Source organism: Halorubrum shenae (genome assembly GCF_051194165.1).
Taxonomy (GTDB): Archaea; Halobacteriota; Halobacteria; order Halobacteriales; family Haloferacaceae; genus Halorubrum.
The window spans coordinates 483734-508850 of sequence record NZ_JBLZNI010000001.1; the positions used below are offsets into that span (position 1 = coordinate 483734).

The window sequence follows — 25117 nt, forward strand, 5'->3', positions numbered from 1 at the left end:
ATGGAACTCGAACTGCGGTTCTTCGCGACCTTTCGCGAGGCCGCCGGCGGGAAAATCGTCGAGGCGGAGTTCGCCGAGGGGTCGAGCGTCGGCGACGTGTTGCGAGAACTGGAGGCGGAGTACGAGGGAATGAACGGTCGCCTGATAGTCGACGGGAGACTCGCCCCGCAGATCAACGTGCTGAAGAACGGGCGCGAAGTGCTCCACCTCGAAGGGCTCGACACGCCCCTCGCCGACGGCGACCGGCTCTCGGTGTTCCCGCCGGTCGCGGGCGGGTGCGAGCCATGAGCGACGACGAGGACGACGAGTCAGCCAGCGGGTCTGAGACCCGGCCGCCGGCCGAGGCGGGCTGGGAGCGCGAGGAGATCGCGTACCGGGGCATCTCGCGGCGGCTCGCCGCGCACTACCTCGTCAATCTCGGCGGCGAACTCGTGGGGACCGACGACCCCGCAGAGGCGACCCGCGTGGACGGAGACGAGTGGCGGGTCGGGCTCAGCGCCGAGACGGTGGACGCCGCCGGCGCCATCTCGCTCACGGAGGTGACCGCGTCGTTCGCCGGCGACCCCGAGGCGCTCGCTGAGCTGCTCCCGAAATACCGGCAGAAGGCGATGCGCGCGGGCGGGTGATGGCCGACGGCAACGGACCCGGGGTCAACGGCGACGGAGCCGATGGGGACTCCTCCCAACCCGGCCCGTATCCCATCGAGGGGACGGCCCTCGTGAAGGCGGCGGCCCTCGCGAGCGTCCCGGCCGAGCGCCTCCCCGAACTGCTCGCGCGGGTGCAGGCCGACCTCGGCCCGCGAATCGACGAGTATCGGCGGCAGTACGAGCGGATCGCGACGGAGCCGGACCGCGAGACGTTCCTCGTCGAACTCACCCACTGGGAGGGCGTCGCGGAGCGGCTCGACCTCTCGGACCGCGAACGCGACGCCGTCGTCCGCGCTCACGAGGCCGCCGTCGAGCGCGCCGGCGACGGCGACCAACGGGCGGAGTTCGAGACCGCCCTCGAGATCCGGTCCGGCGTCGTGATCGGTCTCCCGGACGACCGCGACGAGAAGTGACGGCCCGCTTGCGGTCACCGACGCCTTTTCGGCGCCCCGCGCGGGACGTGTCGACATGCGACTCGCTCGCCTGCTCACTCCGGACGGCCCGGTCTCGGGACGCTACGAGGACGGAACAGTGGTCACAGAGGACGGCCGCTACGAGGTCGGTCGCGACGGGCGGCTTCTCCCGCCCTGCGACCCGAGCGCGCTCTACTGCGTCGGCCGGAACTACGCCGAGACGCTCGACCAGATGGAGTACGAACGCCCCGAGGAGCCGGATTTCTTTATCAAGCCGCCCGCGAGCCTGCTCGCGCACGGCGAGCCGATCCGGTACCCCGAGTGGACCGACGAACTGACGTACGCCGGCGAGCTGGTCGCCGTCATCGACGAGCGGTGCCGAGACGTCGAGCCCGCCGACGTACCCGAGGTCGTCCGCGGGTACACCATTATGAACGACATGGACGCGCTCGACCAGCAGGGTCGGACCGCGCGCAAGGCGTTCGACGGCTCCGGCCCGCTCGGTCCGTGGATCGAGACCGACGTGGACCCGACGAGCCTCGACATCTCGACGACCGTCGGCGGCGAGCAGCGACAGGACGCCAACACTGAACTGATGTTGTTCGGCCCGCGCGAGATCGTCTCGTACCTCTCGAAGCGGTTTACCTTCGAGCCCGGCGACTGCATCGCCTTCGGGAGCCCGGCGAATCCGGGGCTCGTTGAGCCCGGCGAGCGCGTCGAGATCACCTACGAGGGCGTCGGGACGCTGTCGAACCCGGTCGTCGACGGAGAGTAGCCGCGATCCTTTTTAAGCCGTTGTGCGGTGGCGCGTGCCGAGGAGCGCCCGAAGGGCGCGACTCGCACGCGCGAGGGACGCCGCGAGCGACGTGGGCGACCGAAGGGAGCCCCAAGCGAGCGGCGCGGCTGGGGCTTTGGAGGTGTTCGCTGTCGATCCGCCAGTAGCGGTTTATAAGCGAGCGGCTGAAGTTCAGCAGGAAGTCACGTCAGAACGCCAGTCAAACAGCTCAACACGCCCATCGTCCACCTACTCCGGGTTTCGCATCGGCTGTCGCTCCCCGTACGTGAGCGTCCGCCAGACCCACTCGACGGGACCGAACCGAAAAGACCGCAGCCACAGGACCGACAAAACGACCTGGACCACCCAAACGACGAAAACGAACCCGAGCTGTTCGACGCGGCTGACGGAGCCGAACAGCCCGAGCCCGTGGCCGTAGAAGACGGTGGTCGCGATCACGGTCTGCAGGAGGTAGTTCGTGAACGCGGTTCTCCCGACCGCGGCGAGGCCGCGGACCACGGGCCCGTTAGGACGCCACCTGGTGTAGAGCATCACGAGCCCGAGGTAGCCGCCGGCGAGGAGGAAGCTCCCGACGTAGATGAACTGCCGCCAGACCAGCGCGGCATCGGCGCTCCAGTCGTTGGCCTCGATGTAGACAAGGCCGGCGACGGTGATCGCGAGGCCGACGGCGCCGACCGCGACGAGTCGCCGGTACAGCGCCGACGAGCGCTCGCCGGTCAACACGCCCCAGCGGTACAGCGCCATCCCGAGGAGCATGGTGCCGCCGACCTGCCAAAAGGTCCCGTTGATGTAGTTGGTCGTCTGTCGGTTGAACGAAGAGGGGACGCGGTGGTCGAGCTGCTCGAGCCAGCCGCCGCGGTACGTCGCGACCTGCTGTTCGATCGCGGCCTCCGCGGGCGCCCACTTCGACGCGATCGCGTCGCCGCCGAGCGTGACCGCGGCGAACAGCTCGACCACGGGGAGAAACAGCAGGAAGCCAACGCCGACCCCTGCGAGCTGCCGGGCTTCGAGGTCTCGGAACGCGACGACCACCAGCGCGGTCACCCCGTAGGCGACGAGGATGTCGCCGTACCACAGCAGGTAGGCGTGCATGAGCCCGATCGCGATGAGGATCCCGGTCCGCCGGTAGTGGAGCCGCATCGCGTCCTGTCCCTTCTCCTCCTTGCTGTCGATGAAAAGCAGGATCCCGGCGCCGAACAGCGCCGAGAACAGCGTGATGAACTTGTTCTGTCCGAACACGTGGCTGACGGCCCACGCCCAGTAGTTCGCGCCCGTGAAGTCGCCGTACACCGTCGGGTTAAAAAGCGTCTGTTCGGGCATCGCGAACACCCAGACGTTGATCAGGAGGATACCGAGTAACGCGAGCCCTCGGAGCGCGTCGAGGCTGACGATGCGTTCGGAGGGTGGCGTCGGGCCGGCGTCACGGGTCACGAGTTGACTCACGAATTGGGACGCAGGACCGAATAGGTTCGGATAGCGGCCGATCGGCGACACCGGGAGCGACGCGGACCGATCAGTCCAGCCGGACAGCCTCGCCGCGTTCCGACGACCGATAGATCGCGTCGATGACGCGCTGGACGGATAGCCCCTCGTCGATCGTGTTGATGTCGGGCGCCTCGCCCGCCGCGACCGCCCGGAGGAAGGCCCCCTGCTCGGCGGCGTGGCCGTCGCTCCCGCGCGTCTCGATCGCGGCGTCCGAGAAGTGGTGGTGGTCGCCGTCGAAGGCGGTCGCCTCGTGGAGCGTGAGCTCGTTGCTCCCGCGGTCGAACGTCGCGCCCGCCTCCGTCCCGCGGATCACGAACTCGTCGTTGGTCGGGCGGTTCGTCGCCCACGCGACCTCCAGCGAGACGGTGTTGCCGTCGGCGTCGCGGATGAACGCCGTCGCGGAGTCCTCGACTTCGAACCCGTCGGCGCCGGCATCGTCCCCCCACATGTCGACGTACGCGTAGTCGTCGCGTCCGCCGAACTCCGAGCGCGTCTCGCCGGACACTTCGACGACCTCGGGATGGTCGAGGAAGTAGAGCGCCAGATCGATCGCGTGGACGCCGATGTCGATGAGCGCGCCGCCGCCGGCGACGTCTTCGGACGTGAACCACGAGCCGCGACCGGGGACGCCGCGCCGGCGGACGTAGTTGGCCTCGACGTGAGTCGTCTCGCCGAACCGACCCTCTGTCTGATACCCTTTCAGAACCTGCACCGGCTCTGCGAAGCGGTTGTTGAACCCGACCATGCAGAAGCCCTCGGCGGCGCGGGCGGCCTCGGCGATACGCTCCGCGCTCTCGACGGTGTGCGCGAGCGGCTTCTCCAAGAGCACGTCGAGGCCGGCCTTCAGCGCGGAAATCGCGTACTCCTCGTGAAACCGATTCGGCGTCGTGATAAAGACGGCGTCGCAGTTCGCGTAGAGGTCCGACTCGTCCTTGTAGGCCCGTACGTCGAACTCCTCGTGAAACCGCCGGCGCGCGTCCGCGTCGATGTCCATTCCGCCGACGAGGGCGGCGCCGCGCTCGACGAGTAATGTCGCGTGGTGCTGACCGATTCCGCCGAGACCGACGATCCCGACGGCCACGTCGCTGGGGTGAGTCATGAGCCGAATTCACAACGAATGTTGTTAAAGTTCACGAACCGATCAGCGGCAGGAAGATCGTTTATAACTGGGCCCCCTGAGAAGCCCTCACACGGCCGTCACACAACGGCCGTCAGCGCGCCAAGCAGGACGTCGAGGAGTTCGATCAGCTGATCGACCGACTCCGTGCCGGCACCGAGGCGCTCGCCGTCGGTCAAGAACCGCTCGATGTGCTCCGACTCCCGCGTCCACATGAACCGCCCGAGGACCCAGCCGCTCCCGAGGAACGCGATCGTCGCCAAGAGCCGCGAGATGAGGAGCAGCCGCAGAATGAGGGGGAGCAAGAGGGCCGCGGCCAGCGCGCCGACGACGTACGTGACGACCGTCTCCGCCGACCCGCCGAGTGCCGGATCGACGACTCCCGTCCCCGAGAGGACGACGAACCCGCCGACTGCGACGGCGAGCGTCCCCCAGACGAGCATCGCCAAGAGACGGACGTGGCCGTTGTACCCGATGCCGGCACCGTCCGGCATGTCGTCGTGGACCCAGGGGTTGCGCATACCGACTATCACTCTCCCGCTGACATATACCTCGCTTCAGATCTCCGAAACGAGGGCGGTGAAGGGAACCGAGACGGGCAAGCGGACGACCGGGTCAGCGCTCCCGCGTCATCCACTCGCTCGCCTGCGGTTCGTCCGGATCGGTCGCGACCTCGATCAGCGCGGGCCCGTCGTGAGCCAGCGCGGACGCCACCGCCTCGCCGACTCCATCCAGCTCCGCCACCCGCTCAGCGCGGACGCCCATCCCGGACGCGACGGCGACGAGGTCGATTCCGGTCTCCGCCCAGCCGTACGCGCCCGCCGGGAGGTCGTACGAGCGCGACGCCTCCTCGCTGATGATCGCGTAGTCGTCGTTGGTGAACGCGACGACGGTCACGTCGATTTCCTCCGCCGCCAACGTGTGTAGCTCGTGTACGCACATCATGAGCCCGCCGTCGCCGGTGAGCGCCACCACGTCGCGGTCCGGATTCGCGAGTTTGGCGCCGATCGCCGACGGAAGCCCGGTCCCCATCGTCGCCCACGACCCCGGATTCACGTACCTAGAGGGCCCGGCGGCGGGGAACGAGACGAGCGTCCACAGCCGGAACCCGCCGGCGTCGGCGGCGACGACGGCCTCCGTCGGGAGCGCCTCGCGGACCTCGCTGAGGACTTCGACGGATTGGAGGGGATCGTCGGCGGCGCGCTGGTCAGCGAGCGCCGCGAAGCGGTCGCGGTCAGCGGAGCGAACGGCCTCGGCCCGCGCGGCGCCGGGCGACTGCGAAGGTGACCCGTTCTCGCTCGGCTCCAGCCGCTCTCCGAGCGCCCGGAGGAACCGGTCGGCGTCGGCGACGACGCCGAGGTCGGTCTCGTAGCCGAACCCGATGTCGTCGCCGTCGAGCGTGACGTGAACGAGGCGCTCGGGCAGCGACACGGACCACGAGGCGGTCGCGACCGCGTCGAGGTCGGAGCCGACGACGAGCCCGCAGTCCGCGTCGGCGAGCAGGTCGCGGAGTTCGGCGCTCGACCCGCCACAGAGCACGCCCGCGGAGAGGGGGTGCGTCTCGGGAAGCGTCCCCTTTCCCTTATACGTCGTGACGACCGGAACGTCGAGGCGCTCGGCGACCGCGCGGAGCGAGTCGCTCGCCCCCGCGCGCCTGACCCCGCCGCCCGCGAGAATTACCGGCGCGTCGGCCTCGGCGAGCGTGTCGGCCGCCCGCTCGACCGCGTCCATGGGCGGGGCGGGCGGCGCGGCCGGCTCTCGCTGCCCGACTGCCGGCTGAGGCGTGCGGCTCGCGAGTACGTCTTTCGGGATCCCCACGCGGACGGGCCCCTGCGGCTGTTCGCGGGCCACTCGGATCGCCTCGGCGACGGCCGGGACCGCGCCGGCGGGGGAGTCGACGAGGACGTTCTCCTTGACGACCGTGTCGTACGTCTCGGGCGGCGTCTCGTGGATGCCGTCGCCGCCGCGGACCTCGCGTTCGGTCTCGACCGCGAGGTGGAGGAGGGGGACGCAGTCGTTCAGGGCGTTTTTGAGGCCGTTCATCGCGTTCATGTCGCCGGGGCCGGGGACGACGATCGAGGCCGCCATCGCCCCGGAGTCGCTCGTCTCGGCGTACCCCCACGCCTGATGAGTAACGGCGGTCTCGTGGCGCGCGACGACGAACCGGGCGTCGCGCTCGCCGAGCGCCCGATTCAGCGGGAGGGTCTGCTTGCCGGGGATCCCGAAGGCGACGTCGATTCCGCGGTCGAGCATGCAGTCGACGACCGCTTCGCCGACGGTCGGAGCGTCGACCGCGACCGGACCCGCGTCAGTCGGAGACTCGCCCGTGTCCATACCGCGAGGTCGACGGAGCGGCTGTTGAAACCTTCGATGGTGCGGACTCCGAGGGCGCGACGTCCGGGCGGACGCTTACGCCGCGGTCGCGGGACACCCGAACCGATACATCGCTGGGCGAGAGAGTTCGGGTATGCTCGACATCGCGGTTCAGCTGTACACGCTGCGCTCGCTCGACGCGCCGCTTCCGGAGCGTCTCGATCGCGTGGGAGAGGCCGGCTACGACGGAGTGGAGTTCGCCTATCGGGTGCGCGAGTCGCCGGTCGAGGACGTGCTTGCGGCCCTCGATCGGAACGACCTCGACGCCGCGTCCGCGCACGTCCCGATCGAGGCGTTGGAGGACACGCCGACCGAGGCGTTGGAAGACGAGTTCGACGAGACCGTCGACCTGTACGACCGACTCGGGGTCGACACCTTCGTCGTCCCGTGGCTCGACCCGGAGCACTTCGAGAGCGCAGCCGCGGTCGACGCGGTCGCGGCGCGGTTGAACGACCTTGCTGGCGCTCTCGGCGCAGAGAGCATCCGCCTCGCGTACCACAACCACGATCAAGAGTTTGCGCCTGTCGACGGCGCGCCCGCGATCGAACGGCTGATCGACCGAACCGACGACCGCGTCGGATTCGAGATCGACGTGGGGTGGGCGCTCGCCGGCGGCGCCGACCCGGCGGCGCTCATCGACCGGCACGGCGACCAGATCACGCACGTCCACGCCGCCGACATCGACGTCGACCGCGGCGAGTCGGTCGCGCTCGGCGAGGGGGACGTGGACCTCGACGCGGTCGTCGCGAGCGCGCGGACCGCCGACGCGGAGTGGCTCGTCTACGAACACGACGATCCCGAAGACCCGATCGGGTCGCTCGAGAACGGGGCGGAGACGCTGCGAAACGCGCTGGAGTAGATTCGGGACGCGCTACTCCGCGACGTTCGTCTCTCGCACACGGATCCCCTTGCGCGCGAGGTGTCGCATCTGCCGCTGGGCGAACTCCTCCTCGCTCGACCCGCGAGTCGCGAGGACGTACACGAGCGCGGAGCCGGACGGCCGCATGGTGCGCCCCGCGCGCTGTGAACCCTGTCGGCGAGACCCGCCGAGCCCGCTGGCGACGATCGCGAGCTCGGCGTTCGGGAGGTCGATCCCCTCGTCGCCGACGCGGGAGACGACGAGCGTGTCGATGTCGTCGCGATCCGCGCCGGACGACTCCCCGTCGTCGCGGAACCGACGGAACAGCTCGGCGCGCTCGTGGTGAGGCGTTTCGCCGCTTATAAATGGGACGCCGAGCGCGTCGGCGATCGCCTCGCCCTGATCGAGGTACTCGATGAACACGAGCGCCTTCTTGTCGCGGTGAGCGGCCAGCAGATACCGGATCTCCTCGATCTTCGCGGGGTTCTCGGCCGCGAGCCGGCGTCGCTCCCGTCCGTCGGCGCTGGCGTACTCGTTGCGGGCCATCTCGTCGCGCCACGGGACGTACCGGATCTCGACTTCCGGCTCCTGGACGAAACCGGCCTCGAACAGCTCGTCCCAGTCGGCGCCGATCGGCCGACCGATCAGGGTGTATATCTCCTCCTCGCTGCCGGTCTCCCGGACCGGGGTGGCCGAGAGGCCGAGGCGGTGTTTGGTCTGGAGTTCGGCGGACCTGGAGAAGACGGGAGCCGTAATATGATGGCAGTTGTGCGTTAGATAGCCATCTGCGATGAACGTATGATCCTGAGTCTCGAAGTCATAGACCGTCTCAACTCCTTGTTCCGTGACCGATGTGACTTCGACAATCTGTAAATTTTTGAATATATCTAACCGATCTGCATGCTCGGCTGCCTTTATACGACAGTTTTGATCACGTTCACCGATCACTTTCTCTGTTCGTTCATCTCCTTGGCCAACCAGAGTGTACGCATGACCGGTTGAGACATCTAGTTTGTCGCCGATTTCCGCGTATGTGACGTTATTATCTTCACGCATATCATTGGTTGAGATTGGATCTGTCTTCGCATATTCTCGAAGCCCCTCAGCGAGAGAACTCAGATGCCGTTGCCCCAGACGGTTGTTTCCACGGATGACATCTCCGATCGTTTGTCGGGAGACGTCGGTCATATCTGCGATCTGTTCGTTCGAGAGTTCCACGTCGTCTTTGATTCGTTTCAGATATGTTCCAACAGGAACCCCTGTTGCAGGTGTCTTGCCAACTGAGATCCGGTCCGATTTATGCTGTAATCTGAATCCGACTTTCTCAGAGAATAATACGCCGTACCGCGAGGCAATCAGTATCCGAAACAGATTGCTGTGAGGAGCATCTCGGTCTATCTTGAGATATCTCGACGGGATTCCTAGGTGCTGTAGAAGCAAGATGACGTCTTTAGCGAGTCGTTCTGAGACCGTGTTAAACTGTATTCGTCCTTTCTTATCAACAGATCCCTCTGCGTCAAATAACCCTCTCAACAGCGCACCGACCTGGTTCGGGTGCCATCCGTATGCTTCCGGCGGAACGGTCACTCTCCTTGCCTTACTCCCGGACAGAATATCCCACGGAAGTTTGTCTGCAAAGCGTTTCGACCATAGCGTGAGGTCACCCCTACTGTTTTCGAACACCGAGTAGTCGAGCCCGAGCCGATCACACAGATCTTCGAGTATACCTATCTGTTCCCGCTTGTTCCGTGCGAACGAGAACTTTGCGTGTCCGTGACGATCTCGGTGACCGTCCCCAAGGAACCAACCAAGCAGTTCGGCAGATGCGGTACTGGGCGCGTTTATCTCCGTGTAATTCTTCGATTCTGTTTGCGGTCTAACAATGAAATCACCCTCCGAGATACCTTTTTGCTTCGAGATACGTCCTGACTCGGGATCGAAGACGAAGTGAGTGTGTCCCGCAGTCGCCGTTATCGGGTATCCCTGGCGTGTTTCGATTCGTTCGACCGGTGCCGTCGATTTATAAATACCCGTGACGGGAGTGAACCGGTACGTGCCTCGCTCTCGGTTGAACGTGCGGACCGAGAGATCGATATCTGTCGTCCACCCATCCTCCAACTCATACCTCTCATCAAGTTCATCGAACGTCGTCCTTCCAGACGGTGTTTCAACAATCGTATCTCCGGTCAGACACTCGTCGAAACAGATCAACCCCCACTTCCGAGAGTCGAACAGGGCTCGGTGGCGGTCCATCCCGGCGATCTGGTAGGTCGCGATCGTCACCGGGCGGATCTCCTTCTGGCCGCCGTGGTACAGACCGATGTCGGCCGGGTCGATCGTCGAGTGTTCGAGCAGTTCCTCGCGCCACTGGTCGGCGAGTTCGCGGGAGGGAACCAGGATCAGCGTCTCGCCGCCGACCGCCGCGATGGTCGCGATGGCGGCGACGGTCTTGCCGGACCCGGGCGGACCGACGTACACTCCGGAGCGCGCGTCGAGGAAGGTCTCGACCCACGTCTCCTGATACGACCGGAGGTCGGTCGTCAGGTCGACGTCGACCGGGTCGCCCACGTCGAGGTCGCGGTCGTCCTCGACCGGGTAGCCGGCGTCGTAGAGGGCGCGTTTGACCGCGGCGACGGCGTCCTCGTTGACCCACGCCTCCGTCTCGGAGATGGGCGCACGGAGGTGGTCGTCCTCCAGGTGTTGGTCCGCGACGTTGCCCATCAGGCTCTCCGAGGCGGCCTGCAGGACGACGTAGCCGTCCTCGTGGGTATATAAACGGAAGCGGTGCGCGCGGCGCCACTGGTCGCGGATCCACTCTTCGAGGTGGTCGAACCGGCGCGGGAGCACCGAGCGGAGGCTCGCGATGAGGCCGTCGGCGTCGTCGAACGGCGCGGCCCACACGTCCTCCTGTCTGATCCGGTAGAGGTACCCGCGCGTGCCGGGCTCGGTGCCGGTGGTGTCGACGAGGTGCGCGAACTGCGAGAGCCGCGCGCGAGTGAACTGCGTCGGCCGGTCGACGACGATCTCTCGGCGGTCCGGGAACGCGACGACGCGCTCGCGGGTCGCCAGTCGGCCCCAGTCGGTCGGGTAGAAGACGATCGGGTCGTTCTCGACGTCGAGTCGGTCCACGTCGCCGCGGTCGACGAGCGCCGCGAGGGCGTCGCGAGCGTTCGCCTGCGTCGTCCCGAGCCGTCGCGCGACTTCGCTCGCGGTCGCCACCGGTCGCTCCTCGGCCTCCAACGCCTCGTGGAAGCGGTCGAGCGAGATGTCCTCGACGGCGTCCTCAGTGGGAGAATCGGGACCCGCATCGGAGTCGTCGCCCGCGGTGGGGTCGCCGGCGGAGCGGTCGCCGGAGTCGTCGGTCATTGTCGCCGCTTCGGCCGCGAGGGGGAAATGGGTAGCGTCCGCGCTCGGGAACGTCGAGACCTCAACGACCGGACCGCCCGTGACAGCCGCGACCGGTGATCGCGTCTTTCGACCGGAATCGGCAGCCGCAGGCCGTACAGCGGACGAAGGGCTCGCCGGGCTCGGTCTCGAGCCGGTGATCGCCGACGACGAACGGGCGCGTCACGGTCCGGGGGCGAATCCGATCGGGGATCGGCGTCGAGGCGGCCTCGCTCAGCGCCGTCCGCACGGCGATTGTGTCGACGTCGACGGGGTCCCAGCGCGGGGCGTCGAGGGCCGCCTCGCGGTCGACCACCTCGGTCCAGCCGGTGACGACGACCGGGGAGTTCGTCTCCGTGTCGCTCACGACGACGACGAACCTGACCCCGCCGTCGACAAGCGCGAACCGCCACCCGTCGGTCCGGTTCCAGCGGAGCTGTCCGCGACGGATGGCGTCACTGACGGCCCGCGTTGAGACGTATCGCCCCGGCTGTTCCAGTCGCTCGCGGAAGTGGTCTGTGAGCGCGTACAGCCCGGGGTCTCGGACGGGCGGATCCTCGGCGGTTCGGCCGACCGAGGGGCGTTTGCCCGCCGTCGGAGATCGGCTCGGGGGGACATCCGCATCGGGGCCGTGTGGGAGGGGGTCCGATCTCGTCGGCCCCCGCCGGCGAGACCCCGCCGGCGCGGTCGTGGTCGCAGTCCGACGCTCCGTCGATCCGGGACGGGGTGACTCGGCGTCCCCCGGCCCGCCCTGTCGGGAAGCCACTGCGTATTCATACAGAGCGGAATGTTAAGTGTGTTACGGCGACACAGGGGACCCGGTCAACGGATCGGCGTCGAGCAGTGCCTCACAGCGCGGGCGGCTCGTCGCGTCCGATGACAATCTCCTGTCCCTCGACGTCTTCGAGGGCGGCGACGCGCCCGCCGATATCGAGTTGGCCGCTCTCGGTCTCGACGGTCAGCGACGCCACTTCCTCGGTATCCTCGAACGCGAGGTCGACGACTCGACCCTGCACCGTCACCGAGTCGCCCGTCTCGATGTCGCGTCCCTCGACGGTCGCGAAGAACTCCTCGCCCTCGAACTCGCGGATGTCCTTGACCGCACGGCGGATCGAAGCGTAGCGCCGGGGGAACGGTCGGGCGGCTCCGTCGGCGGCGAGCGTCTCGGCGGTCGTCCACAACACGGTGCCGAAGAAGCCGGAGACGAGGAACCCGAGCGCCGAGCGGTTGAAGATGACGCCGTACCGCTCGCGGTCGTCTCGAAGCGCGTCCTGCGTGGCGTACACGGAGTACTCGCCGTCGCCTACGGCTAAGATCGGTGTCGTGATCCCGCGGCGCGCGCGAGCTATCGTCGCGACCTCGAGGTAGTCGAACTCATCGGGGTCCGGCGCCCGAGCGGCCGGCGTGACGAGGAGTTCGACGCTGACGCCCGCCTGGACCTTCGCCGCGAGCTCGTCGCGGAAGCGTCGGAGCAGTCCCGGCGTGAGCGACAGCGCCAGCTCGTACTCGGCGCCGGCGATCACTTCTTCGAGGTACCGGAGGATCGTCGAGCGCGACTTCACCAGCGACACCGCCTCGGTCTCGCGGGTGGGCGCGGTGTAGCGGGCCTCCAGCTCGTCGACCATCTCCGCGAACGACGACCGGAGGTCGCCGAACGCGTCGTCCGGGTCGACGGCGACGATCTTCATCGGCCGCGACTCGCGGAGTTCAACGAGCCCCCGGTCTGAGAGGCTCCGAACCGTGTCGTACACGCGTGGCTGCGGGATGTCGGTCCGGTCGGCGATGTCGCTCGCGGTCAGCTCGCCGTGTTCCAGCACGGCGAGGTACGCGTCAATCTCGTACTCGCCGAGATTGAAGCGATCCCCGACGCGGTCGAGCGTGTCGCGGAGGTCATCGGTCATGTATGTAACGAGATGGTCCCCCGATATAGGTTTTTACTATAGGTCGAGTAGCACGCGTTTTGAGAGCGGCGTCCTACATGTACATCCGATCGTAGGTCCCCTCCGGCTCGCGCTCCTCGATCTGCTCGGCCAGATCCTCGTAATGGCGGCGCACGTCGGCCGCAAACGACGCCAGCGGCTCCGAGTCGACGCCCAAGTCGTACGTCTCGTCGATCGTGTCCACGAGCCGCACCGCGGCGTCGGCGTCCGGTACCTGCGCGTGGACCGGTGTGACAAACACCCCGACGCCGAGCGGCGAGTCGATTCCGCGCTCGAGCAGCGAGGCGTTCGTTCCGTCGAGGAAACCCGACTCCATCGCCGGGACCTGCCCGTCGTCGAGGCGCCGCTCGCGGTAGTCGTCGGTTGCGACGTAGAAGGTGCGGTGCGCGTCCGGGCCGTGCGGTATCGGGACTCCGGAGAGCACCGCAATCTCCGAGACCGCCGCCGACTCCGTCCAGTCGAGGATCGCCGCTGCGATCAGTTCACCGAGCGCGGGCGGGACGAACTGCTCGGCCACGAGTACGGTGATATCGAGGTCGTCCGCGGAGTACAGTCGGATCGGGTGCCGCGGTTTCCCCTTCGCGAAGGGCGTGATCGACGGGAGCCCTTCGGCCCGGACGAACCCCGTTTGTTCGAGATCGAGGTCCTTGATGAGGTAGTCGACGGCGGTCAGTCCGGCGAGGCCGAACGACGAGAATCCCGCAATGAGCACGTCGCTCGGTTCTGAGTCGTGTGTGATGCTGAACGACGGACGATCGGGTGGGAGTTCCGGCATAGGTCCGCTTCGCTGGGACAGGTGTTAGGGGTTGCCCAAAACGGGTCTGGACACCGCTCTGGAGACCGCAGTCGTCGCCCGCCGGGAGAAACGCTTTTTCCGGTGGGCGACGGCGGGTTCGCTATGGTACGGTCCGAGGTCCTCGTCTCGATCGGGGGACGGCTCACGCGGTTCGCGGACGTGTTCGGTGGGTTCGCGGGCTCCGCTCTCGGACGGCTGCTGTTCGTGGTTCTCTCGGTCGCAGTCGGCGTCCTCGCCTCGAAGTTCCTCGTGCGCCTCATCGGTCGTCCCGTCGCGCGTCGCGTGTCGAGACAGAGCGTCGCGCAGACGATCGTTAGAGGGGTCCGCGTCGGGACGGTGACGATCTCGCTGCTCGTCGGCCTCTGGGCGATCGGGTTCCGCTTCACCGACCTCCTCGTGGGGACCGCCGTCTTCTCCGCCGTGATCGGGATCATCCTCGCGCCGCTCGTCGGGAATTTCATCAACGGCGTGTTCATTCTCGCGGACCAGCCGTTCGAGATCGGCGACATGATCGAGTTGGAGAACGGGACGACCGGGTTCGTCGAGGACATTACGATCCGGTACACGAAGATATTCACGCTTGACAACACGTTCCTCGTCGTGCCGAACGGGGCGATGCGCGAGCGCGACGTGACGAACTACTCAGCCGAGGACGAGCGGACCCGTCGGACGATCGAGGTACTCGTCACCTACGAGAGCGATATCTCCAAGGCTCGGCGGCTCATCGAGCGCGCGGCGCGGGACTGCGACGCGGTGATCGACGGCGGGCCCGACATCCGGGTCGGCGTCGCGCGGTACGTCGCCAGCCCGGACTGTCGTCTCCACGAGTTCGGTGACGACGGCGTCCTCCTTCAGCTTCGGTACTGGGTGAAGAAGCCGTACAAGCTCGCGAAGGTCCAGTCGGACGTGAACATCAATATCCGCGAGCGGCTCGCGGACGCCAACGTGGAGATGGCGTACCCGCACCGCCACCTCGTCTTCGACGACACCTCCGGGATCGCGCGGGTCGGCGGTCCGGACGACGGTCGTCCGGACGGTCAACGGGCGGGTGACAAGCCCGATCCGGAAGGGCGTGGCGAAAATGGGTCTACGGACGGGACCGCGGAAGCGACATCCGCCGACAGCGAGTCATCGGCGGGGACTGACTCCTCCGCTCAGACAGGCTCCGGCAACCGGGCCGATACCGCTGGCGGAGCCGACTCCAGCGGCGATCGGTGAGCGTCCCGCTTTGGGTGTGTCTCCTCGTCACACGCTTGATCGGGCAACCGCAAGTCTGATAGACCGAGACGCCCGCTTATAAATCAGTGAGCGACGAGCCCTCCGAGGATCCGCCGGAGTCGCCATCGGGGTTCGGCGATGACAGCACCGGTGACGCCGACGATGACGCCGGTGAGGGACCGACTGACGGATCGACCGACGACATGACCGAGGAGACGACCGGGAGCGACGCCGGCGGAGACGTTTCCGGTGACGGAGCAGGAGACCGGCTGTCGGAAGAGTCGATCACCGAAGGCAGTCTGATCCGGCCGCTGTTCCACCTCGCGTGGCCGATCGTCGTTATCCAGCTGCTGCAGGTGATGTACAATGTCGTCGACACGCTGTACCTCGGGCGGCTGTCGGCAGAGGCGGTCGGCGCGATCAGCCTCGCGTTCCCCCTGATCTTCCTGCTCATCGCGGTCGCCGGGGGGTTCACCACCGCGGGCGCGATCCTCGTCGCGCAGTACACCGGCGCCGACGGTGACCGGTCCGCGGGACTCGTCGCCGGACAGACCATCGTCACCGTCTCCGTGTTGTCGGTGTTCATCGGGATCGCCGGGTACTTTTACACCCGCCCGGCCTTGGAACTGCTCCCGAGCGACCCCGACACGGCGGCGACCGTGATCCCCTTGGCGGCCGATTATATGGAGGTCATCTTCGCCGGCATCCCGCTGATGTTCGGGTTCTTCGTGTTCTCCGCGCTGATGCGCGGATACGGCGACACCCGAACACCGATGGCGGTGATGGTCGTCTCGGTGTTCCTGAACGTGCTCCTCGATCCGTTCCTCATCTTCGGATTCTCAGCGAACCCGTTGTTCGAGTTGCTGGCTGCGGTGCCGCTCCTCGCGGCGCTCGATCCTGTCGCGACGGAGGCGGCGTTGCTCTCCGCGACCGGGTTCACCGGGTACGGGATCGAGGGCGCCGCGATAGCGACGATCTTCTCGCGAGGGATCGCCACGGCGATCGGGATGTGGCTGCTGTTCGCCACGGGGCTCGGTCCCGCGGTCTCGGTGAGTCACCTCGTCCCGGACTTCGGGTTCATCGAGGACATCTTCCGGTTGGGGCTCCCCTCCAGCGTCGAGCAGACGACCAGCGCGCTCGCGATGATAACCCTCACGGCGATGGTGGTCACGTTCTCGCCGCCGGTCGTCGCGGCCTACGGGCTCGGCAACCGGCTCATCTCGCTCGTCTTCCTCCCCGCGATGGGGCTCGGACGTGCGATCGACACGATGGTCGGGCAGAACCTCGGCGCGGATCGCGCGGACCGCGCCGCGCGTTCGGTCAAGCTCGCGGCCTCGACCGGTGCCGGGGTGATGTTCCTCGTCGCGGTCGTCGCCGTGGCGTTCACGGAGCCGATCGTCGGCGCCTTCCTCGGCGACGTGCCCGACGCGCCCGCGACCATCGGGTACGCGGTCGAGTACGTGCGGATCCGGTCGGTCGAGTTCGCCTTTATCGGGGTCTCGCAGGTCATCCTCGGGGCGTTCCGCGGGGCCGGCAACACGAAGACCGCGATGGTGATCTCCATTCTCACCCTTTGGGTCGGACGAGTCGCCAGCGTGGGGTACCTCGTCTTCGTCGCCGACTGGGGCGTGACGGGGATCTGGGTCGGGATGGCGCTCGGGAACGTCTTGGGCGCGGTCGTCGGCGTCGTGTGGTTCGCCCGGGGGACGTGGACGGAGCGGTACATCGACGAACCGGCCCCGGACGTCGACCCCGCGAGCGACGACTGAGGGCGGGAGCGGAACGCGAGGTAACGCGGTCGGACACTCAGTGACGGAACAGGTGAATTGCGTTCTCGTCGCGGAGGAGACAGAAGCGCGCGCCGTCGTTCTCCGGAAACGTGGTTCCCGTCTCTCCGGTGGTGAACAGCCGGTCGAACGGGGCGTTACACACCGGACAGGACAGCTCCTTTCGGTTCTCCCAGAGGCTGGTCGCGCCCGTGTCCTTGAGCTGTTTCAGCGCGTGGCGGTGGTCGTGCACGTCGAAACGCGGCATGCGTCGAGGATCTGCGGGCCGACAGTTGAACGTGACTCCGCGAGTATCAGGGGTGATTTCGCGCGCGCGACTACTCCCGATCCAGACCGTCTGAGAGTCGATCGCGAGCCCGGTCGAGGGCGGCCTCGTCGCCGGTCCTGACGTACTTGCCGAGGGCGTTTGCCGTGTGGGTGAGCGCGTCGGCGTCGGCCGGCGACACGTCGCCCGCGAGCGCTTCGACTCGTTTCGTGCGGTCGCGGAGGCGTTCAAGAAGCGCGCGCGCGGGAGCGATCCGGTCGAGCGGATCGGCGCCGGAGACGGAGACGGTCGCGGCTTCGTTCTCTCCGCCCGCTTCGACCGTATCGAGTTCGGCGAGCTCGTCGAGGAACGCGAGGAGGTCGGTCCGGTAGTCGTCGATCCCGCGCACCGCCGCCATCCCGCGTGCCTCGCGGAGCGGGTCGGGGACCGCTCCGGTCGCAGGTCGATCACCGTCGTCGGCGCCGGCGAGCAGGGCGAGGAGGTACTCTCGGTCGGAGTCAGTGGGGTCTCGCAGCCGATCGTACAGGTCGACCGCCTCCAGCAGTTCGCGGACGGCGAGATAGGTGTCGTCGAGCGGGAGCAGTTCGCCGCCGCGGATGAACCCTCGCTTGCGGGCGTGCTCGCGGAGGTCTGTCTTGAGGTCGTCGACGCCCGCTTCGGGGAGCGTCCCCTTCGCGTCGCCGAACTGGGCGCGGTGGGCGCTGAGATTGAGGGCTACCGGTGCGTCGGTGTGGGCGGTCCTGTCGTCGACGCCGACGCTCATGAGGCTCCCGCAGTCGGGACATTCGATGGAACCCGTCTCGTAGTACGACCAGCGCGCACCGCACTCCTGACACTCCCGTTCGCCGCGGACCTTCATGCGAACCCCTTCGTCGGGTTCAGCGTAAAGGGCTGTGGTCGTGGCGAGCAGAAGGTCTCGTCGGACCGATAGGACCGCGTTTCCCTCCGTCACATTATATATGCGGTCCCGGTAAATCGGTGGGCATGGGTTGGCACGCCGTCGAAGCCGTGGACGACGCCGTCGACGCCACGCGTCGGTTCCTGTTCCCGTTTCATCTCGTTCGCTGGGCGAAGCTCGCGTTCCTCGTCCTCCTGATGGGTAGCGGGGCGAACGCCGGCGTGTCGGTTCCCGCCGCTCCCGACGCCCGACTCGGCGGGATGTCGGGATTCACTAGCGACTTGGGGACCGGTACGGAGACGGAAGCCGGCGCTGCAGAGCTCGACGCTGTCGTTTCAGACATTCTCGCTGGCATGCCGAGCGACTGGCAGATCGTCGCGGTCGCAGCCGTCACGGTCGTCGCCGTGATCGGGCTCTCGGTGGTCTCGCTGTCGCTTCGGCTGGTCTTTTACGACGCGCTCCGAACGAATGAGGTCCGGCTGTGGCGGCCGTTTTTCGGTCGACTCCGGCAGGCGGTCGGGCTGTTCGTCGCCTCTGTGGTCCTGTGGTCGGTCGCCGCCGGGCCGATCGCGTTGGCGGTGATCGTCGCCGTCGCGTTTGAGACGCCGACCGGGTGGGAGCCGATCGACTCGCTTGCAGCAACGGTCGGATCGCTTTCGATCGGTCCCGCGATTGGCGTGGGGCTCCTCGTGAGTGTCGTCATCTTGGGAGCGACGCTCGCGCTGCGGTTCACCTATGAGTTCGTCGTTCCCGCAATGGTAATTACCGAGAGCGGCGTGATCGCCGGCTGGCGGAGGAGTTGGCGCGCGGTGAGCGGAGAGTGGCCGGAGCTGGCGGTCTACATTGTCGTTCACTTCTTTGTCGGTCTCGGAACCGCTTTCCTCGAGGGGGTCGCGCTCACGATCGCGAGCGTGACTATCGTCGCGGTTGCCGGGAGCGCGCTCCTCCTCGCGGCCGTTCTCTTTGGTGGTCTCAGTGCGCTGGTGAGTACGACCGCCGGAATCGTGAGTGTCTTGATCGTCGTGTTGCTCGCGATAGCGGCACTCGTGGTGCTCACGCTCCCAGTGAGCGTCGTCACCCGGTCGTACATGATCGCCTACGAGGTCGCCACGCTCGCGGCGTTCGACCCGGAACTGAGACTGCTCGATCCGGATATCGATCCGAATTCGTTCGACCGCGGTTCGGCGTCGACTGACAGGGACTGAGTCGCTTTCGAGGATCGTCGAACGTCGAATCAGTATTCGACGGGTTCACATACCTTTTTACTCCGTTACCGAATTGGGAGAGACATGGGACTGGACGACGACGCGAGAGAGTATCACCGGCGGGAGCCGCCGGGGAAGATCGAGATCGAGACAACCAAGCCGACGAACACGCAGCGAGACCTCTCGCTCGCGTACTCTCCGGGGGTTGCGGCGCCGTGCCGAGACATCGCTGCGGACCCGGAGTCGGTGTTCGAGTACACGGCGAAGGGGAACCTCGTCGCGGTCGTCTCGAACGGGTCGGCGGTCCTCGGACTCGGCGACATCGGCGCGTCGGCATCGAAACCCGTCATGGAGGGGAAAGGCGTCTTGTTCAAACGCTTCGCCGATATCGATGTCTTCGACATCGAACTCGACATTGCCGAGGTCGATCCCTTCTGTGAGGCGGTGGAGGCGATGGAACCGACCTTCGGCGGCGTGAACATCGAGGACATCAAGGCTCCGGAGTGCTTCAAAATCGAAGAGCGGCTCCGGGAAGAGATGGACGTCCCCGTGTTCCACGATGACCAGCACGGGACCGCAATTATCTCCGGGGCGGCACTGATGAACGCGACGGAGATCTCAGGGAAGGATCTCTCCGAGATCGATATCGTGTTCTCGGGCGCGGGCGCGTCCGCGATCGCGACTGCTCGCTTCTACGTCGAACTCGGCGCGAAACGAGAGAACATCACGATGTGCGACTCCTCCGGTATCATCACCGAGGACCGCGTTGCGAACGGCGACGTCAACGAGTACAAAAGCCAGTTCGCGAGCGATGTGGAGGGAGGGGACCTCGCCGACGCGATGGATGACGCCGACGTGTTCGTCGGCCTCTCCGTCGGCGGAATCGTCTCGCAGGAGATGGTCCGGTCGATGGCGTCGGACCCGATCATCTTCGCGATGGCGAATCCGGATCCGGAGATCACCTACGAGGACGCGAAGGACGCCCGCGACGACACGGTGATCATGGCGACGGGCCGCTCGGACTATCCGAACATGGTGAACAACGTGCTCGGATTCCCGTTCCTGTTCCGCGGTGCGCTCGACGTGCGCGCGACGGAGATCAACGAGGAGATGAAGCGGGCGGCCGCAGAGGCGCTCGCGGAACTGGCTCGCAAAGACGTACCCGATGCGGTCGTGAAAGCGTACGGCGACGATCCGCTTCAGTTCGGGGCGGACTACGTGATCCCGAAACCCCTCGATCCGCGCGTGCTCTTCGAGGTCGCTCCGAGTGTCGCGAAGGCGGCGATGGAGTCTGGATCCGCTCGGACGGAGATCGACCTCGAACAGTACCGAGAGCAGCTTGAGGCGCGTCTCGGAAAGTCCCGAGAAATGATGCGAGTCGTGTTGAACAAAGCGAAGAGCGACCCGAAGCGCATCGCGCTCGCGGAGGGGACCGACGAGAAGATGATCCGCGCCGCCTACCAGCTTTCCGAGCAGCGGATCGCCGAACCGGTACTCCTCGGCGACGCCGACGAGATCGCGAGGACCGCCGATCGGCTCGGGCTCTCGTTCCAGCCGGAGATCGTCGACCCCGGCGACCGAGACGTCTCCGCGTACGGCGAGCAGCTCTACCAACTCCGCAAGCGGAACGGTATCACGAGTCGGGAGGCGAACGAGCTCGTCCGCCGAGACACGAACTACCTCGGGAGCGTCATGGTGAAGTCGGGAGATGTCGACGCGATGCTCACGGGACTGACGCACCACTACCCGTCGGCGCTTCGACCGCCGTTACAGGTGGTGGGGTCCGCGGCAGACACGGATACCGTCGCGGGAGTGTACATGCTCACGTTCAAGAACCGAGTCATCTTCTGTGCGGACACCACAGTAAATCAAGACCCAGACGCGGAGACGCTCGCGGAGATCACTCGTCACACCGCTGAACTCGCTCGCCGGTTCAACATCGAGCCCCGCGCGGCGATGCTCTCGTACTCCAACTTCGGGAGCGTCGACAACGAGGGGACTCAAAAGCCCCGCAGTGCGGTCGAAATTCTGCACGACGACGACAGTGTCGATTTCCCCGTCGATGGCGAGATGCAGGCTGACACAGCCGTCGTCGACGAGATTCTCAACGATACCTACGAGTTCTCGGAGCTCGATGAAGCTGCAAACGTGCTCGTGTTCCCGAACCTCGAAGCCGGGAATATCGGCTACAAGCTGCTCCAGCGGCTTGGTGGTGCGGAGGCAATCGGACCGATGCTGGTCGGAATGGACGAGCCGGTCCACGTGCTCCAGCGAGGCGACGAGGTCAAAGATATCGTCAATCTGGCCAGCGTTGCCGTCGTCGACGCGCAAGAGTAGGGTACCGGAGTTCGGGTACGTACCGCCTCCGCGTACGTGCGTGCCGTTTTCGCGTACGCACTGGATGATCGTAGGTCTCCATAGGCCCTCACGGCTCGTCGATCAGGTTCGTATTCTGAAACCGACCGTCTTCTGACTGACTAGCGGCTGTTACCGACCCGACCGAGCGCCGTCGTGTGAGAGGTGTAAAATCGTTTGAGACACACACCGTGTTTCCGGTGAAACGGTGTTGGTTGGGGTGGGTGGATTGTAGGGGCCCCGTGGGGCGGGAGATCGGTGTTCTTCAAACCGAATCAGCTATCTCAAGATGCGCTCTGTATTAGAAAAAATTATAAACCCGTTTTGAGTATAATCCGCCAAGCAAAGAAGTGTTGTAACGCAGTGTAGCCGAAGGCTGGCGTTTCACCGGAAATCCGGTCTGCGTTTTGTATGTCTTGTATGTCTTGTATGTCTTGTATGTCTTGTATGTCTTGTATGTCTTGTACGACTTTCCTTCTTTTTCTTACCTTCCTGATCTTTCCCAACTTTTCTTCAACTATCGTCTATCTTTGTATAGCTTAGTCTTTCATTTCGCTCGCTCGCTAACACTCAAGCAACTCCCTTGACTCGGCGATCTACTGTTCCTTGACTCGGCGATCTACTGTTCCTTGACTCGGCGATCTACTGTTCCTTGACTCGGCGATCTACTGTTTGCATCTGTTATCTCAATCTCTTTGTTCGTCTGTATGGGTTTTTGCCTTGAAGACTGGGCAGATCGAATTGGTGACACCGGGTTTCCGGTGAATTAGACCACCGACATCCGAGACGCTGTTTATCTGTTCTCACTGATCCCCTCTACCGATCCACCCCTCATCCACTCCCAGCCACTTCCCTAATCATTTCCCTTCCACTCTCCCGCCCGCCCCTCCCACCCCCCACCACCCCCAATCCACCCCATTTCACCGGAAACACGGTGTGTGTCTCAACTACTATCCTGTCACGACCGAAACGGAACGCATTTCACCGGAAACCCGGTGTCGATCCCATGGACGCAGCGGACGACCTCTTCACTAGGGAGGACCCGATTTTCGCGAACAAGGAGCTCCTCGAGATCAGCCATCTCCCCGGAGAGGGTCGGATCGTCGGCCGCGACGACGAGATCGCCGACCTCGCGACGGCTGTCAACCCCGCGATCTTCGGGCAGAGTCCGAGTAACGTACTGATCTACGGGAAAACCGGGACGGGGAAGTCGCTCTGCGCGAAGTATGTCTCAAAGCGGCTCATCTCGACGGCGGGCGAAGAAGGCGTCAACGCAACGTTCGCGTACGTCGACTGCGCGCAGGACACCACCGAGACGCAGGCAGTCCAGACCATCGCTGACGCAGTCAACGATTCGGATGCCACCGGAATTAACGTCCCAGACAAAGGCCTCTCAACCTCAACGTACTACAAGCGGCTCTGGCGTATCCTCGATCAGCGGTACGATGTCGTACTTATCATCCTCGACGAGATCGACAAGCTCGACGATGACGCCATCCTGATGCAGTTGTCGCGAGCGGGTGAGGCCGGCAAGATCACCGACTGCAAGCTCGGAGTCGTCGGGATCAGCAACAAGATCCAGTACAAAGACCGCATGGACGAGCGAGTCAAATCGAGCCTTTGTGAGCGAGAGTTCGTGTTCCCGCCGTACGACGCCAATCAACTTCGAGAAATCATGCAGGCCCGCGCAGACGCGTTTCACGATGACGTCCTCGAACCGTCGACGGTCCCACGTGCCGCCGCGCTCGCCGCACGCGAGCACGGCGATGCCCGCAAGGCGATCGATATCCTCCGATACGCGGGCGAGATCGCACAGAGCAACGGCGAGCCGACGGTCAAAGAGGAGTTCGTTACCCAGGCACGCGAGCGCGCGGAGACCGATCGGTTCCGCGAACTCATCCGCGGATCGACGCCGCACTCTCGGTACGTCCTCCAAGCGCTCGCACTGCTCTCGCTCTCGGGCGGTCGTCAAGACGGGTTCCGAACCAGCCGAGTGTACGAGATTTACGAAAACATCTGCCGCCAAGAGGGCTCCGACAGCCTCTCGCTTCGACGAGTTCGTGACCTGCTCAAGGAACACGCTTTCCTTGACATCATCGAACAATCGAAACACAGCGGTGGAAGCGCAGAGGGGAGCTACACGAAACACCAGCTGCTGGAGGATCCGAGCGTCGTTAAAGAAGTGCTGACAGAAGATTCCTCTCAGTAACCGGCTTGAAAAACGCTATTGACTCACACCGAGCACATGCGACTCGGATTCCAATTTGACCGTACGGGGACTGCACCCCTTCGCTCAACCGTGATCTGATGGCGCTCCGATTATGCCCCGACGCGCTCCGATTACGCCCCGACCGTGCTCTGCTCCCACACTGATCGTGTTCTGTTAGCCTAATAGGCCGAGCCCTTCGATCCGCTCGACGATCTCCTCTACCGCTTCTTCCGCGTCGTCGGTGCGCTTCCCGCCCGTGATGACGATCTTCCCGCTCCCGAAGAGGAGGATTACGACCTCGGGCTCGTCCATCCGGTACACGAGACCGGGGAACTGCTCCGGTTCATACTCGACATCTTCGAGCCCGAGCCCAATCGCGAGCGCGTTGAGGTTGAGGTTATGTCCGAGGTCAGCACTCGATACGATGTTCTGCACGGTGATCTCCGGATCCTCTTCGACGGGGATCTGTAGCCCACGGAGCTTCTCGAAGATAATCCCAAGCGCCTCGTGGACATCGTCGATACTTTTCGCACCTGTGCAGACGATCTTTCCCGACCGGAAGATGAGCGCGGCCGCCTTCGGTTCTTGGGTCCGGTAGACGAGTCCGGGAAAATTGTCCGGGTTGAAATCCGCGCCCGGAAGGTCTTCAGCCAGCGCCTCCAAATCGAGCTCTTGGCCGATCCCCGTCGATGCAACTACGTTCTGGATCTCGATGGAATCTGCAGGGTTCGTCATCGTTCGCTTTTATATGTGGCCCCCTCCCTTATAAACGCCCGTGGTATAAACGACCGTTTGGTTATCCATTATTGCGGTGGACAGGTGGCTCTCTCAAGACTGTGAATATTGTTTGTCGATCGAGTATTACCGAACTAGTGTCAGGCTCATCGAATCAGCTTTGAGTTACGCCGAATTCACACGCGCACTTCTGCCGTGGCATCTATGACAGAATACAGACATTTCATGGTTGAATCCCGGGGTCCGATCGGCTGTGTAGTCCCGCTTCCGAGCGACTTCGATGTGGACCGCCGGAATTTCATCATGGGAGCCGCTAACAATGAAAACGCATGACGTGGCGCCGATGGTTCGACGGGGTTAAGTATAACCCGGCGTTCGTTTCAGATGCGAAGGTCCCCCGGCGTGGGAGACAACGACCGGCCGCGACGCGGCCGGCCGAAGCGTTCCGACGTGCTTAAGTGTATAAGCCCGTTCGGTTGAAACGCGAAGAACGCACCGCGGACTCGGGACGTTCAATTCGTCCCGGTTTCGCAGAGTCGGTTCATCCGACTCACCCGAATGAGGATTTCGCCCCCTGCGCTCCGGCGTAAGAGGAAATCTGATGTGAGCCGTGGTAGTTCGGTGTCATCCAGGTC

Annotated in this window: 21 protein-coding genes; 10 read left to right on the forward strand and 11 right to left on the reverse strand. The window is 65.2% G+C overall.

What is annotated here, in order from left to right; all coding sequences use genetic code 11:
* From ACNS88_RS02585 to ACNS88_RS02600, 4 genes are read left to right on the forward strand one after another with little or no spacing between them, the layout of a single operon-like run.
* Nucleotides 1-288 carry a ubiquitin-like small modifier protein 1 gene (locus tag ACNS88_RS02585; RefSeq protein ID WP_435093608.1) on the forward strand — a complete coding sequence of 96 codons (288 nt, stop codon included), beginning with the start codon at nucleotides 1-3 and terminating at the stop codon, nucleotides 286-288.
* Nucleotides 285-626, forward strand: a complete 342-nt coding sequence (locus ACNS88_RS02590) for a MoaD-like domain-containing protein (RefSeq protein WP_435093609.1) — start codon at nucleotides 285-287, stop codon at nucleotides 624-626. Before ACNS88_RS02585 ends, ACNS88_RS02590 begins: the two co-directional genes overlap by 4 nt.
* Nucleotides 626-1060, forward strand: a complete 435-nt coding sequence (locus ACNS88_RS02595) for a DUF8048 family protein (protein ID WP_435093610.1) — start codon at nucleotides 626-628, stop codon at nucleotides 1058-1060. Before ACNS88_RS02590 ends, ACNS88_RS02595 begins: the two co-directional genes overlap by 1 nt.
* A 55-nt stretch (nucleotides 1061-1115) precedes the next feature.
* A complete protein-coding gene (locus ACNS88_RS02600) occupies nucleotides 1116-1835 on the forward strand; it encodes a fumarylacetoacetate hydrolase family protein (RefSeq protein ID WP_435093611.1) in 720 nt (239 codons plus the stop codon).
* 249 nt (nucleotides 1836-2084) lie between these two features.
* Here the strand turns inward: ACNS88_RS02600 and ACNS88_RS02605 are convergent, their stop codons facing one another.
* The 4 genes from ACNS88_RS02605 to ACNS88_RS02620 all read right to left on the reverse strand — a co-directional run bounded on the left by ACNS88_RS02605 (nucleotide 2085) and on the right by ACNS88_RS02620 (nucleotide 6792).
* Nucleotides 2085-3287, reverse strand: coding sequence for a DUF418 domain-containing protein (locus ACNS88_RS02605; protein ID WP_435093649.1), 1203 nt, complete (start codon nucleotides 3285-3287; stop codon nucleotides 2085-2087).
* An 82-nt stretch (nucleotides 3288-3369) separates the two neighbouring features.
* On the reverse strand, nucleotides 3370-4440 hold the full coding sequence (locus ACNS88_RS02610) for a Gfo/Idh/MocA family protein (RefSeq protein WP_435093612.1): 1071 nt from the start codon (nucleotides 4438-4440) through the stop codon (nucleotides 3370-3372).
* A 98-nt stretch (nucleotides 4441-4538) separates the two neighbouring features.
* Complete coding sequence (locus ACNS88_RS02615; protein ID WP_435093613.1) at nucleotides 4539-4979, reverse strand: hypothetical protein; 441 nt, start codon at nucleotides 4977-4979, stop codon at nucleotides 4539-4541.
* A gap of 94 nt (nucleotides 4980-5073) precedes the next feature.
* Entirely contained in the window at nucleotides 5074-6792 is a 1719-nt protein-coding gene (locus ACNS88_RS02620) for a thiamine pyrophosphate-binding protein (protein ID WP_435093614.1), read from the reverse strand.
* A gap of 133 nt (nucleotides 6793-6925) precedes the next feature.
* On the opposite strand from ACNS88_RS02620, the gene ACNS88_RS02625 reads away from it, so the two are divergent.
* Nucleotides 6926-7690 carry a sugar phosphate isomerase/epimerase family protein gene (locus ACNS88_RS02625; RefSeq protein ID WP_435093615.1) on the forward strand — a complete coding sequence of 255 codons (765 nt, stop codon included), beginning with the start codon at nucleotides 6926-6928 and terminating at the stop codon, nucleotides 7688-7690.
* Nucleotides 7691-7702: 12 nt separating this feature from the next.
* Here ACNS88_RS02625 and ACNS88_RS02630 read toward each other — a convergent pair whose 3' ends face one another.
* From ACNS88_RS02630 to ACNS88_RS02645, 4 genes are all read right to left on the reverse strand, one after another.
* Entirely contained in the window at nucleotides 7703-11056 is a 3354-nt protein-coding gene (locus ACNS88_RS02630; protein WP_435093616.1) for an LAGLIDADG family homing endonuclease, read from the reverse strand.
* A 61-nt stretch (nucleotides 11057-11117) separates the two neighbouring features.
* Entirely contained in the window at nucleotides 11118-11840 is a 723-nt protein-coding gene (locus tag ACNS88_RS02635) for a hypothetical protein (protein WP_435093617.1), read from the reverse strand.
* 82 nt (nucleotides 11841-11922) lie between these two features.
* A complete protein-coding gene (trmB, locus tag ACNS88_RS02640; RefSeq protein ID WP_435093618.1) occupies nucleotides 11923-12975 on the reverse strand; it encodes an HTH-type sugar sensing transcriptional regulator TrmB in 1053 nt (350 codons plus the stop codon).
* A 73-nt stretch (nucleotides 12976-13048) separates the two neighbouring features.
* Nucleotides 13049-13789 carry a proteasome assembly chaperone family protein gene (locus tag ACNS88_RS02645; protein WP_435093619.1) on the reverse strand — a complete coding sequence of 247 codons (741 nt, stop codon included), beginning with the start codon at nucleotides 13787-13789 and terminating at the stop codon, nucleotides 13049-13051.
* A 123-nt stretch (nucleotides 13790-13912) separates the two neighbouring features.
* Here ACNS88_RS02645 and ACNS88_RS02650 point away from each other — a divergent pair, with 123 nt between their 5' ends.
* Together ACNS88_RS02650 and ACNS88_RS02655 are read left to right on the forward strand one after the other, a co-directional pair.
* Nucleotides 13913-15028: a mechanosensitive ion channel family protein gene (locus ACNS88_RS02650; RefSeq protein WP_435093621.1), complete on the forward strand. Its 1116-nt coding sequence runs from the start codon at nucleotides 13913-13915 to the stop codon at nucleotides 15026-15028.
* Nucleotides 15029-15114: 86 nt separating this feature from the next.
* The gene (locus ACNS88_RS02655) at nucleotides 15115-16797 is read left to right on the forward strand and encodes an MATE family efflux transporter (RefSeq protein WP_435093623.1); all 1683 of its coding nucleotides are present in this window, start codon (nucleotides 15115-15117) and stop codon (nucleotides 16795-16797) included.
* Nucleotides 16798-16834: 37 nt separating this feature from the next.
* Here the strand turns inward: ACNS88_RS02655 and ACNS88_RS02660 are convergent, their stop codons facing one another.
* Nucleotides 16835-17062: a DUF7385 family protein gene (locus ACNS88_RS02660; protein WP_435093625.1), complete on the reverse strand. Its 228-nt coding sequence runs from the start codon at nucleotides 17060-17062 to the stop codon at nucleotides 16835-16837.
* 70 nt (nucleotides 17063-17132) lie between these two features.
* The gene (locus tag ACNS88_RS02665; RefSeq protein WP_435093627.1) at nucleotides 17133-17939 is read right to left on the reverse strand and encodes a DUF7117 family protein; all 807 of its coding nucleotides are present in this window, start codon (nucleotides 17937-17939) and stop codon (nucleotides 17133-17135) included.
* A 125-nt stretch (nucleotides 17940-18064) separates the two neighbouring features.
* Here ACNS88_RS02665 and ACNS88_RS02670 point away from each other — a divergent pair, with 125 nt between their 5' ends.
* The 3 genes from ACNS88_RS02670 to ACNS88_RS02680 all read left to right on the forward strand — a co-directional run bounded on the left by ACNS88_RS02670 (nucleotide 18065) and on the right by ACNS88_RS02680 (nucleotide 23747).
* Nucleotides 18065-19183, forward strand: a complete 1119-nt coding sequence (locus tag ACNS88_RS02670; protein WP_435093629.1) for a DUF7544 domain-containing protein — start codon at nucleotides 18065-18067, stop codon at nucleotides 19181-19183.
* An 84-nt stretch (nucleotides 19184-19267) separates the two neighbouring features.
* Entirely contained in the window at nucleotides 19268-21520 is a 2253-nt protein-coding gene (locus ACNS88_RS02675; protein ID WP_435093631.1) for an NADP-dependent malic enzyme, read from the forward strand.
* A gap of 1024 nt (nucleotides 21521-22544) precedes the next feature.
* Entirely contained in the window at nucleotides 22545-23747 is a 1203-nt protein-coding gene (locus tag ACNS88_RS02680; RefSeq protein ID WP_435093633.1) for a Cdc6/Cdc18 family protein, read from the forward strand.
* 174 nt (nucleotides 23748-23921) lie between these two features.
* Here ACNS88_RS02680 and ACNS88_RS02685 read toward each other — a convergent pair whose 3' ends face one another.
* Complete coding sequence (locus ACNS88_RS02685) at nucleotides 23922-24482, reverse strand: TATA-box-binding protein (protein WP_015910251.1); 561 nt, start codon at nucleotides 24480-24482, stop codon at nucleotides 23922-23924.
* Nucleotides 24483-25117: the final 635 nt, after the last annotated feature.